Source organism: Paenibacillus sp. 2TAB26 (assembly GCF_052115145.1).
Taxonomy (GTDB): Bacteria; Bacillota; Bacilli; order Paenibacillales; family Paenibacillaceae; genus Pristimantibacillus.
In genome coordinates, this window is sequence record NZ_JBFRGC010000021.1 from 21,662 (window position 1) to 39,794 (window position 18,133).

Annotated in this window: 12 protein-coding genes; all 12 read right to left on the reverse strand. The window is 43.7% G+C overall.

From position 1 onward, the window contains the following. Positions 1–4 precede the first annotated feature (4 nt). Entirely contained in the window at positions 5–2,320 is a 2,316-nt protein-coding gene (locus tag AB4Z50_RS22965) for a helix-turn-helix domain-containing protein (RefSeq protein ID WP_441882583.1), read from the reverse strand. Positions 2,321–2,384: 64 nt separating this feature from the next. Continuing rightward, a complete protein-coding gene (locus tag AB4Z50_RS22970) occupies positions 2,385–3,941 on the reverse strand; it encodes an extracellular solute-binding protein (RefSeq protein WP_441882585.1) in 1,557 nt (518 codons plus the stop codon). Positions 3,942–3,997: 56 nt separating this feature from the next. After that, positions 3,998–4,873: a carbohydrate ABC transporter permease gene (locus tag AB4Z50_RS22975; protein ID WP_441882587.1), complete on the reverse strand. Its 876-nt coding sequence runs from the start codon at positions 4,871–4,873 to the stop codon at positions 3,998–4,000. A gap of 19 nt (positions 4,874–4,892) precedes the next feature. Continuing rightward, complete coding sequence (locus AB4Z50_RS22980) at positions 4,893–5,786, reverse strand: ABC transporter permease (RefSeq protein WP_441882589.1); 894 nt, start codon at positions 5,784–5,786, stop codon at positions 4,893–4,895. Beyond that, the gene (locus AB4Z50_RS22985; RefSeq protein WP_441882591.1) at positions 5,783–6,844 is read right to left on the reverse strand and encodes an alpha/beta hydrolase family protein; all 1,062 of its coding nucleotides are present in this window, start codon (positions 6,842–6,844) and stop codon (positions 5,783–5,785) included. The genes AB4Z50_RS22980 and AB4Z50_RS22985 overlap by 4 nt, the downstream gene beginning before the upstream one ends. 495 nt (positions 6,845–7,339) lie before the next feature. Beyond that, positions 7,340–9,730 carry an S-layer homology domain-containing protein gene (locus AB4Z50_RS22990; protein WP_441882593.1) on the reverse strand — a complete coding sequence of 797 codons (2,391 nt, stop codon included), beginning with the start codon at positions 9,728–9,730 and terminating at the stop codon, positions 7,340–7,342. Between the two features lie 44 nt (positions 9,731–9,774). Next, positions 9,775–11,397, reverse strand: a complete 1,623-nt coding sequence (locus AB4Z50_RS22995; protein ID WP_441882595.1) for an extracellular solute-binding protein — start codon at positions 11,395–11,397, stop codon at positions 9,775–9,777. A 31-nt stretch (positions 11,398–11,428) separates the two neighbouring features. After that, on the reverse strand, positions 11,429–12,319 hold the full coding sequence (locus AB4Z50_RS23000) for a carbohydrate ABC transporter permease (protein WP_441882597.1): 891 nt from the start codon (positions 12,317–12,319) through the stop codon (positions 11,429–11,431). A gap of 33 nt (positions 12,320–12,352) precedes the next feature. Next, the gene (locus tag AB4Z50_RS23005; RefSeq protein WP_339204838.1) at positions 12,353–13,279 is read right to left on the reverse strand and encodes an ABC transporter permease; all 927 of its coding nucleotides are present in this window, start codon (positions 13,277–13,279) and stop codon (positions 12,353–12,355) included. A 256-nt stretch (positions 13,280–13,535) separates the two neighbouring features. Next, positions 13,536–14,528: an N-acetylglucosamine kinase gene (locus AB4Z50_RS23010; protein ID WP_441882599.1), complete on the reverse strand. Its 993-nt coding sequence runs from the start codon at positions 14,526–14,528 to the stop codon at positions 13,536–13,538. A gap of 18 nt (positions 14,529–14,546) precedes the next feature. After that, positions 14,547–15,551, reverse strand: coding sequence for a LacI family DNA-binding transcriptional regulator (locus tag AB4Z50_RS23015; RefSeq protein WP_339204840.1), 1,005 nt, complete (start codon positions 15,549–15,551; stop codon positions 14,547–14,549). Between the two features lie 130 nt (positions 15,552–15,681). After that, positions 15,682–17,910 (reverse strand): family 10 glycosylhydrolase, encoded by a 2,229-nt coding sequence (locus tag AB4Z50_RS23020; RefSeq protein ID WP_441882602.1) that lies wholly within the window; start codon positions 17,908–17,910, stop codon positions 15,682–15,684. Positions 17,911–18,133 lie beyond the last annotated feature (223 nt).

Genomic DNA, 18,133 nt, shown 5'->3' on the forward strand with positions numbered 1-18,133 from the left:
TCAATCACTCCTGTCTCTGATTTTTTTCTCGATATTGCCCTGGCGTTATGCCTTCTTGCTTGCGGAAATATCGAATAAAATTTTGCGAATTATTGTATCGCAGCCGTTCGGCAATCTCCAAAATTTTCAAATCGGTATCAACCAGCAGCTTCTTGGCTAACTGCAAACGGAAATTCGATAAATAATCGCTGAAATTGAGACCTACCTCCTTGCGAAATACACCACGGATATAATCCGGATGATAGCCGATTCGAGATGCGCATAATTCTAATGAAAGATCCGTTTCAGCTTCTTCGTGGATCATAGCGAGCATTTGATCGGAAATTTTGGCATATTGATTTCTACGTTTCTTCTCTAGTACATTCATCATCGGATAAATAAGAATTTGGCTAAACCATTGCTCCATTTCCTTAATCGTCTTGAGCTGATACAACTGGTCGATTAATGACTTTTCTCCATCATAGAGAGAGTCTATCGGCTCACCCAGGCTTTGCGCCATTCGAACTAAATCCAACAGGAAGGATGTCAAAGGAACAAAATATTCTCTATGCCCTACCTTCTCATTGAAAATGTCTTGAAGATACTTATGAAGCAGCTGGTCAGCCTGAGCATAATCAGCAAGCTTGATTGCATCCAGCAGCTCTTGTTTAATCCCATCCGGAATATGCGAGAGGATCGTTCCCTCCGGCTCGACATCCATAATATGAATAATGCAGCTAGGACCCATGCGTATCGTATATTTAAGCGCCTCGGTTGCATCCTGATAGGCCCATGGAGCTGATTCAACCGTTGGATAAAAACGGCTAATTCCTACACTTACTTTCAAGCCTAGAAACTGCTCAATCTTTTCTCTAGTCTCATCGGCATACGCATTGATTTTAAGCTTGAATAATTCCTCAGACGTCTCATTACTGCCGATCAGTGTAACCTGTGTGCGCTGCATAACGACAGGCTTCAGCCTTTCGCTTTCATTCAAAACCTCGCCGGCAATATTGTTTATAGCAAATAACAACAGCTCTTCATCTCTATTCTCATACCGGGTTCCCTCAAGCGTATCAATCTGGATCGCCATGACGCCAATATAATGCCAATTACGGTTTGACGTTATCGCATCCATTCGCTCCGTCATTTCTTGGGCCCTCACTTCTCCCTGATAAAGCTTGATCATGAACAGCTCATCAACATAGCGCTGCTGACCTTCGACAATGCCGGAGAGACGATTTTTCGCATACAGCATTTCATAGACCTGGCTGTCAATATATTGGAACTCATCACTGCTGCGCTTGACCGTTGATCCTTCTTCCTTCTCAGCAAGAAAGCGGTAAAGACGGCTGATCGGGCTGTACATTTTTCTAGACCCCAGCAAGGCAACAAACAATGTACCTACAAAAATCAGCAAACATGCCGTGTAGGTATACCATTTAATGACCTTGGAATCCTTCGTAATGAGATTCACCGATGAAATGGATACATAGGTCCAGTTATTATAGGAGGATTTGCGGAAATTGACGCCCATATCGGTATTTATCTTCGCATGGTTATCGCCAACCGCCTCTGCCGTGGCAAACATAAACTGCAGCTCTTTCTTATCGCGAAAATCCTGCCCGATTTGTTCTTCATTGCTGTGTGCGATGACAATCCCGTCATGATCGAGAATCATCACCTCGCCAAGCTCATTGTTATTGGTCAACAATTTCGTAATCTCTTTATTCATAAATTTGATGATGATTAATCCCGAGGGGCTTTGTGCATGCAGCGGCAGCTTTTTGACCAAATGAACCTGCTTTCCCCCGTCAGCAGTCGTCCAAAAGCTTGACTTGTCAACCTTGGCGTAGTTATGAATCATTTCCTTTTGATTAAGTGCTTCCAGCCGCAGAACCTCCGTGCTGTTGTCGATCACCCATCCGTTGTTGAAGCTGACGAGCCATATGTCATTTATACCGAGCTCGAAGCTTTGCAGCTTATGTAAGCCTTGAAGCAAATCATTCACAGTTTCGAATTGATTAGCAGTCAACGGCATATTTAAAGCTGAGCTCACAAGAGATGAATTCATAAATTGAACAGCAGATAAGTCCGCCATCTTCAAAAGCTGCTCAACACTTTGCTGTGTTTGTTCCAAATTCAGACGATTGGCCTTGGTTACTTTATCTTGAATAATCTCGGAGGACTTATAATAAGAAAGAACGCCAAGAACGATGACAGGAAGAGTTCCCAGCAGCATGTTGAATAGAAATAATCTCGTTAAAAATTTCGGCAGCCGGTTTCCTAAAATAAGTAAAACCTCCATATTTTCAAATAACTTAAGGAATTCACCCTTCATAAAGCGGTGAACCCCCATCTCGTTATTGTAGATTAACTATTCAGGAATGGCTACGAATCTACCATTATTTCTGTACAGCGCTGTATTGCTCTGTCAATTCCTGAATAGCTTGGTCTCCCCCGCTTTTACGCCATGACTCTACCGCTTTTTGCCAAGCGCTCTCATCGATTTCGCCCATAATGAATTTCACTCTGGCATCGGTAAGAATTTTGGTCATTTCGGGTCCCTTCTCAGCCAAGGTCGTCGATTGAAAGGCTTCTACTGGATTCGGAACTACAATTTCAACATTGTCTTTAAACATTTGTTTGTATTTTTTTACGATTGGCGCATCCTCGCCTGCTGTCACTAAAGCACCGTCATCGTAACGAATTTGGTTAATCGAATTGATATCTGTCTCATAGGCTTTGCCATCGGTACGAACCGGTACTCCGTTATCTTGCTTGTAGTGCTTGCCCTCAATTCCCCATTCAAATAAATTTTGAATTTTCTCATCAGACAGCTTATCCAGGAAAGCAAGAATGTTTTTAAGCTCTTCCTCGGTTTTTACGCTCGTTTTCGGGAACATATACAAACCGTTATATCCGCCGTTGAACAGCATCTGACGTTCGCCCGCTGGACCGCTGATTCTGCTAATTACATCAAGCTCTGCATTTGGATTTACTTTGATTAAATCATTAAAACCACTGTTCACATCATCTAGTGCGCTAATAATCAACCCGGCATTTCCTTGATTCATCGCTTCTACGCGCTTTGTACCCGGAGTAATCGCAAAGTCCTGATTGATCAGCTTCTCCTCATACAACCGTTTATAAAACTTGAGCACATCCAAGTATTCACTCTTGAAAAAATCAGGAACAACCTTGCCGTCCTCAATGCCATACATATTGTATCCGCCATGCCAAGCGAGCAGCGCTTGGAAACCGTTCATGCCTCTGCCCTCGTACATCCCAAACGTATCGTTTTTGCCATTCTTATCAGGATCTTGCGTAGCAAAAGCTTTAATCACATTGTAGAAATCATCGATTGTTTTAGGAGCTTCCAATCCTACCGCATCCAGCCAATCCTTGCGCAAAATGATGCCTTCGCGCGCCACGGGACGGCTGCGGAATACACCGTATGTCTTGCCTTCTATGGCGATGTTGTCAAGCACAAGCGGATTCAGCTTGCTCAAATTTGGATAATCTTTAAGGTACGAACCAATTTCCCAGAACATGCCAGACTTTGCTGCGTTAATGATGCTTGGGCTTTTGTTACCCGTTATCATCATAATTTGCGGCAGCTCGCCGCCGGCAATGGTCGCATTGATTTTATCCGTATAAGCAGAGTTAGGAACCCATGTAATATCAAGCTTCGTCCCGGTATATTCCTCAATGAACTTAATCGCTTCATTATCCGCTTTTGGCGGCTCAACCGAATAATATTGATTAATCATGGACAGTTTGATCGGTGCAGCAGGCTTAGCCGTTTCCTCTGGTACCGATGTAGATGCCTCCGATAATGACTCCTTCGCACTGTTTGTGCCTTTGCCGGCTCCCTGACTGCAACCAGCCAATAGGACCGCTGATAGAATGATAGCACCACCAAAACTCATAGCAACTTGTAAGCGATTCCAACCCTTCATTTAAAAATCCTCCCCTTGCTCTCATAGTTTTATATTAAATGACGACGCATCATACGTCATCCTTTAACCGAACCCAATAGAACCCCTTTGGCAAAATGCTTCTGTAAAAATGGATAGACTATTAGAATCGGAAGCGTCGATACCGTTATCACAGCCATCTTGACGGACTGCGCCGGAATCGCAAGCGATTCGCTCATCTGGCTTGCGTCGCCAATGCCGCCTTCCGCCATAATAACGACCTGTCTTAACAAAATCTGAATCGGCCATTTAGCCGTATCATTAATGTAGAGAATGGCCGTGAAAAAGGAGTTCCAATGCCCTACCGCGTAAAACAACGAGAAGGTAGCAATTGCCGGCAATGAAAGCGGAAGCACGATTTTAATTAATATTCCTATATCATTGCATCCATCGATTTTTGCTGCTTCCTCAATTCCATCAGGCATCTGCTGGAAAAAGTTTTTTAGTATAATGAGATTGAATGCGCTGATCGCACCCGGAAGCAGTAAAGCCCACAGCGAGTTCATTAAGCCTAATGCCTTCACAACCAGAAAGGCTGGAATCATCCCTCCGCTAAACAGCATCGAGAAAATGATCAACAGCATAATCGATTTTCTTCCATGCAGTTCTTTTCGCGATAGCGGATAGGCCATTAAAGACGTAAATATGATGTTGATCGCTGTCCCCGCCAATGTAATGAAGATCGTATTGAGCAAGCTGCGTACAATTGTATTTGTCGAGAAGATGTACATGTACGCATCTAATGAAAATTTCTTTGGAAAAAACACGACACCGCGCCTGGCAAATTCCTCTGATGATAGAAAGGAATTAAAAACAATATATAAAAACGGCAGCATAGCGAGTACGGCAAACAAAATCAAAGCCGTAATATTGACAATATCAAATAACCGCCCGCCAACAGTTCGATCTTTCATGCTAATTCACATCCTTCTTCTAATAAATGCCTTCTTCCCCAGCCTTCTTAGCGAGGGCATTTGTTCCAAGCACAAGAATCAACCCAATGACGGATTTAAACAGTCCTACAGCCGTGCTGTAGCTGAATTGTCCTTGATTAATGCCGGTCGTATAGACATAAGTATCGAATACCTCGCCAACCTCTCGATTTAAAGCATTAAGCATTAATATAATTTGTTCGAAGCCCGTATCCATAAAGTCTCCCAGCCGCAAAATCAACAAAATGATGATCGTGCCGCGTATAGCTGGCAACGTAATATGCCATAGCTGTCGAATGCGTCCTGCTCCATCGATTTTTGCCGCTTCATACAATCCGGGATCAACCCCTGCCAATGCAGCCAAAAATATGATTGTCCCCCAGCCCGTTTCTTTCCAGATAATCTCCGTCATGATCATCGAGCGGAACCACTCAGCGCTAAGAAGGAAATTGATTTTCTCTCCGCCCATTTTCACGATAAGCTCATTGATCACGCCACCCTCAACCGTAAATAAAATGTAGAAAACACCGACTACAACTACCCACGAAAAAAAATGGGGAATATAAATCAAAGTTTGTACAAACCGCTTGAAAAATTCCTTTCTAACCTCATTCAGCATGAGTGCTACAATAATCGGCAGCGGAAAGAAAAACAGTAGATTATACATAGCCAGCACAACTGTATTCCAAAATAGCAGACCAAAGGTTGGTTCGTTGAACAGTCGGATAAAATGCTTCAGTCCGACCCATTCGCTTTTCCAAAAGCCCAGATAAGGCTGGTAGTCTTGAAATGAGATCAACACACCCCACATTGGAAAATATTTAAACAAAATAAAATAAACAAGCCCAGGCAACAACATGAGATATAGCCAGCGATCACGAATTAATATTTTCATGCCAATCCTCCCCAAAAATCCTTCTTGCGCTTAGAGTCATCCCGATGGTAGATCGAATAACCTGACTTTGCTCCCGCAACATCGAACACCTTACTATTCAAGTCATATTGCAAGACCGCCACCTCGTTCAAATCTTGCAGCACTACTGCGAATTTTTTCGTGACGAGATATCCCGCTACGATGAATAAACCCTTATCCGGAATCTCAATTGGGACAGCATTACGTATACGGTTAACCTCGCTTTGCTCCTGCATTTGAACAAGCTGATCGCTTGAAGCATTTCCCCAGTGCTCCCTTGTGCCTACCCCCGCCAGTTCCAAATAATGAACCTTCCTTGATAGTCCGAGCTCTTGAATCCGTTTCATATAGATCCGCGCATGCTCCACCGGCACACGAATATCTTTATCGCCATGAGCAATAAACAACGGGGTAAGCAAATTTTCGGCCAGCGCCAAGCCGCTACGTGATTGATAAGCCTCCGGATTATGCTTGGGAGGAAACCCTATCCATACATCCAATTCATCGCGGAATTCTCCAATCTCATCCTGCTCATACCAAAGCGCATAATCCGAAATGCCGCACATTGCCGTAGCTGCGGCAAAAAAATCCGGAAACTTTGCGATTATAGCATAAGCGTTCCCGCCTCCGCCGCTTCCACCCTCGAAATAGACCAACTGAGAATTACTAATGTATTCTTGATAATGGTCTTGCACAAACCGGACTGCATCTATTACATCGAGCAGCTCCCACCCATTGCAGTCAGGGCGGCCATCAGAGAAAGCTCTCCCTCGCATATCAACCTCGACCACAAGATAGTTACCACCCCCGTAAGGCTCTTCCCTATGTTCGAAGGGTGGGATGCTCATATGCCATCCATGTGTCGTGACTAAAATAGGCGAAGGCTCTGTAGGCTTTAATATTCTCATCGCCAGGCGAAGACCAGGCTCCTTGGATGACGGGTAATAAATAAAATCACAATAGGGTGAATATTTATTAAAGCGTTCATCATGGCTTTGGCGTTTTTCTATAATCCGATCCTCATACTTCTCTAAGGTCATGCTGCTTGTGCTCCCTTCAAATGCGGTTTAATTATTCCAAGCTTATCGAGCTGTACAATTACCGTCTATAATCATCGCCGAGCGAGTTGGCTTAACCTTGCACACATAATCTTTAGCGAGTCACCATAATCATTGACGGAGATAGCCGAGAAAGGGCAGCTACATCAGTCATTTCAATATTTTCGAGCCCCCCGCTTTGCATGTAAAATCAAAAAAAATAAGCCTCGGATTCCACTTTGATTGTGGTTTCTGAGGCTTATTCTTTCAGCTCCTTGCGACCGAACAGGCATTGTTTTCCCATTTTCGTCAGAGCCTCACTATTTATAAGGAATAAGGCAGTCATTCCATACTAAAAAACCGACTGCTCTATGTCGGTTTCTTAGTCGTAGCGAAGCGAATACTCGACTAGCTGCAGATTTTCACCAATTTTATTTTGAGTGATACCGTTGTAAAGGGCTTGCCAAGATACTCGCAAACCCTTTTTGCAAAATTATACTAATTCTTACTTTCTTCATCACCGGCGATAACCTGAACATTAGTGTATACTGCCTTATTATCACTTGTACTAGCTGGATTGCTTAGTGCCAAGCCTATATAGACAACATCATTCATAATCGTTTCAAAACTGCTGACTACCGTCCAGTCCACTCCATTATTTGAAATTGAACCGGTAAATACATTGCCGCTGCGATTCAGCTTAAGCCACAATGGCGGACTACCAACCATCGTCTGATCGACGGTGCCTCCCCCCTCATTTTCCCGATATTGAAAGGTGGCTCCATTAACTGGCGTAACCATCATGTCTACATGCTTAGCGTCCACGTCCAGCGTCTCACGAATCATCAAGCCTGCTTTGGCCCACTCACTCATTTCTTCCATCACAGTCACTTGCGCTATAATCCATCCATCCCCATGCAGTGGCTTATAAATATAATTTAATAGATCGTTATTTCCCCAAATATCGGTTGAACTTCCTGTTAAGGTGAATGTCTCGTCCGCCGCATCATAGGATGCATCGCCAGACTTCAAACCGATATTTCTAGCTTTCCAAGGCTGTGGAAGAACAGCATCATAATCATGCTCCACAGGCGGCTCCCAGCCTGCAGTTGGCCAAGCTCTTCTCGCATCGATTGCCTTAAGCACATTCCAATCCCAAGCGCCATAATTAAAGTAAGAGAGATGTGTAATAGCAGGAAAGTTCTCTCGAATTCCGCCATACACCGCTTGATATTCGTCATCCGTCCAATTGTCATCGAGCGTCGGCACGATAGCTACTCCAGAACCAACAAGGAACGATGTATCGGATAAAATTCCGTTCTCGTCATACACCCATTCCTCATTGAATCCCCAATCATCGAAATAAGCCATCGGAGCGACAAAATTTACTGCATCCTTGAACTTCGAAGCATTCTGGCCAACCTCAACGAATTCCGGAGGCAAAATGAAAACGCCCAGCTCCATACCCGCTTTAATCTCATCGATATCCTCACGAACATCCTGCACATAGCCGCCGATTTGATCCGTTCTCCATTCATTCCATTCATTCCTGCGAGTAGAATCTTCATCAAAGTTAATATCCAGCGGCGAATATCCGTATATGCTCTCGTATAGGTTAACCGTGTAGCTGCTTACATCCATATTGTAATTATCGAATCTCAACCAATCGAGAACCACGCCATCTATATCATAATTGCTTACGACCTCTTCAATAATCGAGCGCTCATAAGCTTGAACATCGGGATGGATCGGGTTGACGAAATACTCGCTGCCATTCGAGCCTGTATAAGGAACTACAATACCGTCAACTAAAGCGTGCATCTGCCAGCTTGGATCCTTATGAAAAGCTGCCTGATCATGGAACTGAGGAATCCATGCACGAACCTCGATACCCTTCTGATGCGCCTGCGTGATCACTTGCGAAAGAGCATCAAAGCTCTCATAGCCATCGGCTATGGGGGCGATCGCACTGTTGTAAAATACATGGCCTGAAGGCACTTCATCGTCTTCGTCTTGCTTGACACTCATATTAATAATATCCACATTGTACTTAACGGCTTGCTCAACAAAGTCCGCTACATCACTTGCACTCCGAAACTGGTTAACCGTTCGTACCGTAATCTCGGTTTTGAACGGCGTGTTCTCTTCTTCAACTGGCGAGGTTACTCCCCCGTTGCCGTTGCCTCCATTATTGCCGCCGCTATTGCCGCTTCCGTTATTGCCGTTTCCACCAACATTCCCGTTTTCCGGTTTGATGGGAAGCTGGCTTAATTTAACTTGCAGCGAGCGATCCAGGATAACCACCAACTCCGCACGTGTCAATGGATTCAAAGGCTTAAATGTGTTTGCAGAATTATAGCCGCGCATTATACCTTGAATGACCACATTGCCAATTGCTTCCTTGGCCCATTCGGCAAATTGTTCACTATCCGAAAACTCCATCATCGCAGCATTTTTATCCACTTGCAATTGAAGCAGCCGATTTATAACAACAGCCGCTTGCTGCCTTGTAATGAACTCTCTCGGCGCGAATTGCTTTGCACTCTTGCCGCTGATATAACCAGCTGCGACAGCCTTTGCAACATCTTGATAAAACCAACTATGCTTAGGCACATCCTGGAAGGTCAGCTCGGATTCATTCGTGAATTGAAAGGATCGATTAACAAGCGCTACAAATTCGGCTCTTGTTAAAAGCTGATCCGGCTGAATTGAACCATCCCCGTAGCCTTTCAACCAACCCTTATCCATCCATTCTGTTAATTCCTTATTAGCCCAATGATCGACAATATCCCGTTCCGATTCTGCCTCCGCTGCAAAGCTAAATGAAGTGAATAACATACTAAAAATAAGCATTAATGCAACGATCCTATATGATTTTAAATGACTCATACTCCGGCCCCCCTATTGTAGAACTGGGTTACACCTTGCTCCACTCAATATTCGGCATTAATTTTCTTAACATTCGCCTGCCATTTCTCGGTTTTAAATTCGAGCAGCCGCTTCAGTCCTGCTTTTTCTGCGTCATTTGATGTTTTCTCTAAGATGGATGCGACCTCATCATCAGATTTAGCAAACACCATATTTGCAAAGGCTACTGTGAAAATATCAGAGATTTGCTGTGAGATAATGCCGAGCTCTGAATCAGGCAGCGGATCCACATTGACGAATTCGGTAATGTCCTTTGATGTCTCCCAAGTGACAGAGCTTTGCGCTATCGTCTCCCATGATCTTAGCTTCTCCGACAAGGCCATCTCCAAGCTTACCTTGGCTTTATCGATGAAGGTCGTGTTGCCCGCCCAGTTGAAATCTTCAAATTTCCTCATCGTTTCCGAACGCTTATTGACGTCCCCATTTTTATAGTTTTCATTCGGAATTGGAGATCCATCCTCATTTTGCTCATCCCAATAAAGGCCTTGCGGTCCGAAGAATAGAACCTTCTGTCCTTCAGGTCCTGTAAGCCAGTCATAATAAGCGAAGATTGCTTCGGGATCTTTGGCTTCAGTCGTAATAACGTTGACATTCCATCCTAAGCTTTCAAATCCACTCACAAAAATATTCTTTTTGTCCAATCCAGCTTTATGAATCGGCCAAATAATTTCGTAACCACCGTCTGGTTTAACCTTAGTCAATTCACGATGCCCTTCTGCTCCGTAAGTTGTAATATTCGATTCGACCATAACAGCCACTCGGCCTGTGTTTACTTTTTCTTTGACTGCATCCTGGGTTTGTGTAATAGCATCTTGGGTAATCACTCTCTCTCGGAATAGCTTGCTAATATACTTCATCGTTTCCTGAAATGCAGAGTCCTCATAGATCGAGACTAGCTTGTCGCCTTCCGGATAACCCCTCATACCGATGAATTTGCTAGTTACACCTTCTTTGAAGCCTCCGTACAACAATTCCAAGCCGGCGCCCTTCTCCCCAACTTCAAGCGGTACAACATCTGGGTACGTGTCTCTGACTTTAATTAAGTAATTGTATAGATCATCGAATGTTTCCAGCTTCGGTCTGCCAAGTTCATTATAAATTTCTATGTTTACCATCCATCCGCCGTTCCCAAAGGTTCCCGATGTATACCAATTTGGAATTTGATAGATTTTCCCATCCTCGGAACGAAGTAGATTGAGCGTAGATTCCTTCACATACTTTTTGAAATTGGGATACTTATCGTAATACTCATCAAGCGCCACAAGCTTTCGTGCTTGAACCAAGCGGTCAACTGTCGCACCGCGATCAGTAAATATGACATCTGGCAAATCGTCAGAGACAATCATCGTGTTCAGCTTCTCCACCGATGCGCCGCCAGATTGAATCGGCTTAACGGTAACTTTCTTGTTGTCCAAAATCCATTTGGTCGCTTCGTTATCCGCCCAAGGTGCCGTCGTTAACCAATCATAATGACCATAAAATGAAAACGTTACCGGCTTTGGACCGTCGTTTCCTCCGGAATTATCCGGGTTGTTCGATACTTGCGGCCCATTGTTGTTGTTTGAACAAGCAGCCAGAAAAACCATCAGGACAATCAATAACGACACCCATCTCAATCTTGTATTCATTTTTTCCCCTACCTTCTTTTTTTTATTGGGACTATCCCTTTATCGAACCGATCAATACCCCTTTGACAAAATATTTCTGCAGGAAAGGGTAGGTCAGAATGATGGGAATAGTAGCAACCATCATCGTAGCCATCAGAAGAGACTTTGTCGTTATGCTTCGGTTTCTGTTGATATGTTCCATTGCGATTGCATTGCCGGACGACATTTCTGTCATAATATTCGAATTCATAATTTGCCTTAATAAGGTCTGAATGGGCAATAGCTCATCCTTGGAAATATAAATGGCTCCGGTAAACCAATCATTCCAATGCCCCACCGCCGTAAATAATCCAATGGTAGCTATAATTGGACCCGAAATAGGCACAACAATTCGAAAGAAGATTCCGTAATTGCTGCATCCATCGATCTTCGCGGATTCTTCCAGTCCGTCGGGAAGCGCGGAGAAAAAGGTACGGAAAATGATCATATGATAAACACTGATCAATCCCGGAATAATCATGACCCAGAACGTGTTCATCAATCCAAGGTTTCGCACCAGCAGGAAGGTCGGAATTAATCCGCCGCTGAAAAACATCGTCACAATGAAGAAAATCATATAGTAATTCCTTAGCTGTAGATCTCTCTTAGACATCCCGTATGCCAGCAGCGACGTAACGAATACGGACAGAATCGTGCCGATCACTGTACGCATCACCGAGATCCAGAAGGAATTCAACAATCGAGTATCCTTGAATACAACATTATAATTTTCAAGTGTAAATGCCCTCGGCCAGATCGTAACTCCGCCAAGTGCCGTATCTCTTCCTTCATTAAAGGAAATAACTAGAGAGTTCCAGAAAGGATAGAACATCACGATCCCCAAAATGACCAGGCTCGCATATATCAAACTCTGAAATACTTTATCACCCGTGCTTAGCCTCATGCTTGCATTCCCCCCTTTATATTGCAAAATGAATTACCAAAGACTAACTCCCGCCCTGCGTGCCACTCTATTGGCTATTAGCAGTAAAACTACACTAATAATAGATTTGAACAAACCAACAGCTGTCGCGTAAGAGAACCGTGAATTTTGAATGCCTACTCGATAAACATAGGTATCTATGACATCTGAATATTCTCTGAGAATTGGATTGGAGGCTAGCAATAGAATATCTTCAAATCCAGCACTAAGGATCCCGCCAATGGCCAAAATCATGAAGATGATAATAACCGGGGTTATACATGGAAGCGTCACTAAATACATTTGCTTAAATCGGCTTGCTCCATCAATAGATGCAGCTTCATACAGCGTCGGATCTACTCCTGCAATGGCGGCTAGGTATACAATGCTTGCAAACCCAACCTCCTTCCACACGTTGACGCTTACTAGAATCGACCAGAAGTACTCAGGGATGGATAGAAAATTTATGGGATGCTCTATGAGATCCAGTTTTGCGAGAAGAATGTTCACTGTACCGTTATCAACCGATAACAATGAGACGACGAATCCGGATACGATGACCCAGGATAAAAAATAAGGCAGGTAACTGACCGTTTGAATGATGCGCTTAAACGCCATATTTCGAATCTCATTAAGCATGAGAGCCAAAATAATCGGTGCTGGGAAAGAAATGAGCAGCTTTAAAAAACTGATAGCTATCGTGTTGCGCAGCACATTAAAAAATTCCGGAGCATTAAAAAATAGCCGAAAATTAGTCCATCCCACCCACCGACTATCCCAAATCCCTGCGAAAATGTCATATTGCTGAAAAGCCATTAATACCCCATACATCGGAATATAACTGAATACAAATACGAAAATGATTCCGGGCAAAACCATAGATTGAAGATCCCATTGTTTCATAAATAGGCTGCGTCTAGTTGGCTTTGAGTTGATTTTCATTCGCCTTTTGCTCCTTTGCCAAGATTAAATAAATCAGATAACATAGGTATTTAATATCTCTTGAGTTGCTAGTTTGAACCGCTGCTACCTGCTGCTGTAGCAACTCATCCTTCCTATAGGAATAGTTCTAACAATGGAATGGAACCGCTTTCAGTATACGAAAAATTCAATGACACCAATTCTGATAAAGAGCATAACTGGCATGATGCGATTACAGATAATTCCCACTCACTATAATTATTTTTTACATCGTTTTTTAAACATTTTGAATATTTCGAATATTTTTTAGCTTAAATTCGGTTAAGTTATTCATAATATCGGGTGATACCTCCTCACCACTGCTCTCCATGGCTAGAATGAGAGCACCAACCGCCGGCTCCGTATGTAAAATAGTAATCGAACAACGCGGCGCTGCTTGCTTAACCTTTCGTTCAATAATACTCCGCAGCAGCCCGTCCTGATCGCCGCGTGTCAATATACTGCCTGCCAAGACAATATCGAATTTCTCCTCGTTCATGGCTAATCGATTGATAGTTGCTGCGGCCGCTAAACCCAATTCTTCGCCCTGCTTTATCAAGATACGCCTAGCTACTTCATCCCCTTGCTGCACGGCATCGAACAACAATTTTGCAACTTCGACAGGCAAATAGTTGGAGTAATCAAGGAAATTATCCCTTAACGCCTCAACGCTTTCATACCCTAATTTATTTATCAGCAAATTCGATAAGCTCGTTTCTTCCTCTCTTCCCTCCCAGGCACGCATTACACTGCGGAATACCTCTATACTCAAATCTTGCCCTCCGCCAAAGTCACCGAACATATAGCCGAATCCCCCGCATTGAAAGGATTCGCCTTTTCTGTTCATTCCCGAGCAATTCACCCCTGTTCCACAGATGAGAACAACACCAAATGGCTGATTCGTTCCTGCTCGAAGCGCTATTGTTGTATCACACGAAATATTTGTATTCGGAAGATTCATCTTCTGAATGATTGGCCTTAAGATGCGATAGTCGCTTTCTCTGTCCGCACCAGCTAAGCCAAACCAAGCAAATTCGATTTGATCAACGGTTAATTGGGCTTGCCGTAATGCATCTGAGACTGCACTACGCAGGCTTTCTTCCGCTTGATCACGATTTGTTTGGTGATTGCCGTTTCCCCCTCTTCCTACACTCAGAATGGTTCCCTCAGAATTAGCGACGAGGGCATAGGTTTTACTTCCCCCTGCATCAATACCCATATAATATTTCAAGTAAATCGTCACTCCTATTTATATCGAGTTATTTTTTCTCAAGTAGGCCGTTGATTCTCTAATTAATAATTGGGGTGTAAGCTTGGTGATCGTTGTTTCCTGAATCGTGCCGTTAATATGCTTCAGGAGCAGTTCAACACCGATAGTGCCTAATTGTGCTTCAGGTTGCCTGACGGTCGTTAATCTTGGGAAAAACCCAGCAGCCAGCACCTGATCATCATAACCTACGACTGAAATATCATGAGGAACACTTAGCCCTTCTTCGCTTAGAGCATGGATAACCCCAAGTGCAATGAAGTCATCTGCTGCGAATATGGCCGTCGGCAGGCTGTCATCTCTGATCCATTTCTTAGCTACCTTGTAACCATCACTTACCGTAAACTGACTATACTCAATAGCAAATGGGGTTAGCCCTGCTTCGGACAAGGCTTGCAAGTACCCCCTTCTTCGCTCCTTAACACTCAAGAACAGCGTTGGTCCCCCAATATGGGCAATCTCCGTATGACCTAGATCTATCAAGTGCTTCGTAGCCTCATACCCACCTAAATAATTGTCTACAACCACACTCGATACATCCTCATGCTCTTCTTGATTATCCAGTAGAACGAAAGGAATATTCTTTCTTTTCAACTCGGCGATATAGCTTTCTTCTTCAATCGGGGAGAGGACAATAATGCCATCCACCCTGTCCTTCTGAAATAAGAAATTGCTGGTGTCCCCTTCCCCCTCATTTTCCGAAATTGACAAGGTTAGAAAGTATCCTTGCTCTGCTAATTTCCGATTGGCTGCCTTAATCACTCTATCGTAAAAAGAATCGTTAAGATTCATAATGGTCATGCCAATAATTCCGGTCTTTCCTCGAATTAGGCTTTGGGCAGCGGAGTTGGGCTGATAATTCAATTCTTCCATCGCCTTTAATACCTTCTCCCTGTTCTTTTCACGAACAGACGGTGCATTATTGATGACTCGAGAAACCGTTACAACAGATAAACCGGATTTTTTTGCCACATCATGTATATTCACTGTAATGTTGTTCTCCTTTTAGTAAGTATTAAAGTTAAATCCTTTTAATTTCAATGTGATGCTAGCATCCATCCAGCATTGTGTCAATCCTGGATGGATGCTAGGCGTTGTGTACCCTATAAATAGCTGCTTAACGCACAATCTTGACCTCATTGAACAAGGCCTGATTGGAGGTAGAACTGCCTGGATTGCTTAGAGCGAGCCCAATGTAAGCTCCGCTGTTCATGGTCAACGTGCGTCTGCCAACCTCTGTCCAGCTGACCCCGTTGGAGGAGATATAGCCAATGAATTGATTGTTTATTCGCTCCAGCTTAACCCAGCGCGGCAAGGATGCGGCAGTTACGGTGTCCGTTGTTACGCCTCCAGCTGCCTGCCTGTATTGAAATGATGCTCCATTGCTAGGGGTGATAAGCATGTCGACATGCTTCGCATTGGCACCCAAAGTCTCACGAATCATGACTCCCGCTTTTGCCCATCCGTTCATATTTGTCATATTGGAAACCTTAGCGATAATCGATCCATTACCGGTTAACGGAAGATAAGCATATCGCATTTTGTCTGCGGTTCCCCATATATCAGTGTCTCTGCTCGATAAAGTATAAGTTCCTGACTGAAAATGGGCAGCTCCTGTAGTCGAGTTAATATCCGTGGTTTTCCACAGTACAGGCAAAGCGCCGCTAAGCGAGACATGATCGATTATGGCTTGACTATTGGCCGAGCTGCTAGAATTGCTCAGTGCCAAACCTATATACACATTACTGCCCATTGCAATTGATGCGCTGCTCACTGCGGTCCAGTTTTCCCCGTCTGTAGATATCGAGCCTGTGAACTGATTGCCACTGCGCTCCAGCATTAACCACGACGGAGGAGCTTCAGCTATAATATGATCGACTGTGTTCCCTTGGTTAGCTGCTCGGTATTGAAATGCGGCTCCATTCACAGGAGTTACGATCATGTCCGCATGTTTAGCATCCACAGCAAGCGATTCACGGATCATTAAGCCCGCTTTCGCCCAACCATCCATATTATTCATTCCTGCAACCCGAGCAACAATCGCTCCATCCCCTTGCAGAGATTGATAGATGTAGTTTAATTGATCCTCATTGCCCCATATATCCGATGAGTTGCCTGACAATGTGAAGACCCCGCCGCTATAGCTAGCACTACCTGGCTTAAAGCCAATATTTCTTGCCTTCCATTCCGTTGGAATATTCGCTGCATAGTCTTGTGCCACAGGCCAGGTCCTTCGCGAATTAATATCGCTTAGCACGTTCTCATCCCAAGCTCCATAGGAGAAGAAGGAGAGATGAGTCACTTGTGGAAAGTGATCTCTAATACCGCCATATACCTCCTGATATTCATTCACTGTCCAATCGTTATCCAGTGTTGGAACAATCGTTACTCCAGAGCCAGCAAGCGACGATGTATCTGACAAAATCCCATTGGCGCCATAGACCCATTCCGTGTCAAATTCCCAATCATCAAAATAAGCCATTGGTGCAACAAAATCAATCGCATCCTTGAACTTCGCAACATTCTGACCAACCTCTGTGAATTCCGGCGGCAAAATATAAACACCGAGCTCCATATCTGCTTTTATCTGATCGATGTCTTCACGAACGTCCTGCACATAGCCGCCGATTTGATCCGTTCTCCATTCATTCCATTCATTCCTGCGATTAGAATCCACATTAAAGTTAATATCGAGCGGAGAATATCCGTAAATACTCTCGTATAGGTTAACCGTGTAGCTGCTTACATCCATGTTGTAATCGTCAAATCTCAACCAATCGAGTACCACGCCATCTATATCATAGTTGCTTACAACCTCTTCAATTATCGAGCGCTGATAGGCTTGAACATCGGGATGGATCGGGTTGACGAAATATTCACTGCCATTCGAGCCTGTAAAAGGGACTACATTACCGTCAACGAAAGCGTGCATTTGCCAGCTTGGATCCTTAACAAATGCTGCCTGATCATGGAACTGGGGAATCCATGCACGAACCTTGATACCATACTGATGCGCCTGTGTAATCACATGCGAAAGCGCGTCGAAATTCTCATAACCGGCGGCAATCGGGGCAATCGCACTGTCATAGAATACATGACCAGAAGGCACCTCATCGTCTTCATCCTGCTTTACGTTCATGCTAATAATATCGACATTGTACTGAACAGCTTTTTGAATGAATGCCGTTACGTCAGCGACATTTCTAAATTGGTTAACGGTCCGCACAATGATCTCGGTTCCGAACGGTGCTTGTTGGCTTGCCTGAACTCCCAATGAATGAGTAGGAAATAGGACACTGACAAATAACACAAATACCAGCAATTTCAAACCTTTAGTTTTAATCACCCTAACATCTCCACCTTTTTCGTTAAAAGTTTAAAGCATTTAACTTTCAGGCTAAAAAAAATGTTAAAAACGTGAGATCACATATCGAGCGACTAACTGTTTGATGACTAAGTCCTAACAATGGTTTGTTTTTTCAAGTTGTTATTCAATCCACTGCAAGCGCTTCAAAAGTTTAAAGCTTTTAACTTTAGCTAGATATTATCACTCAATCGGAAATACGTCA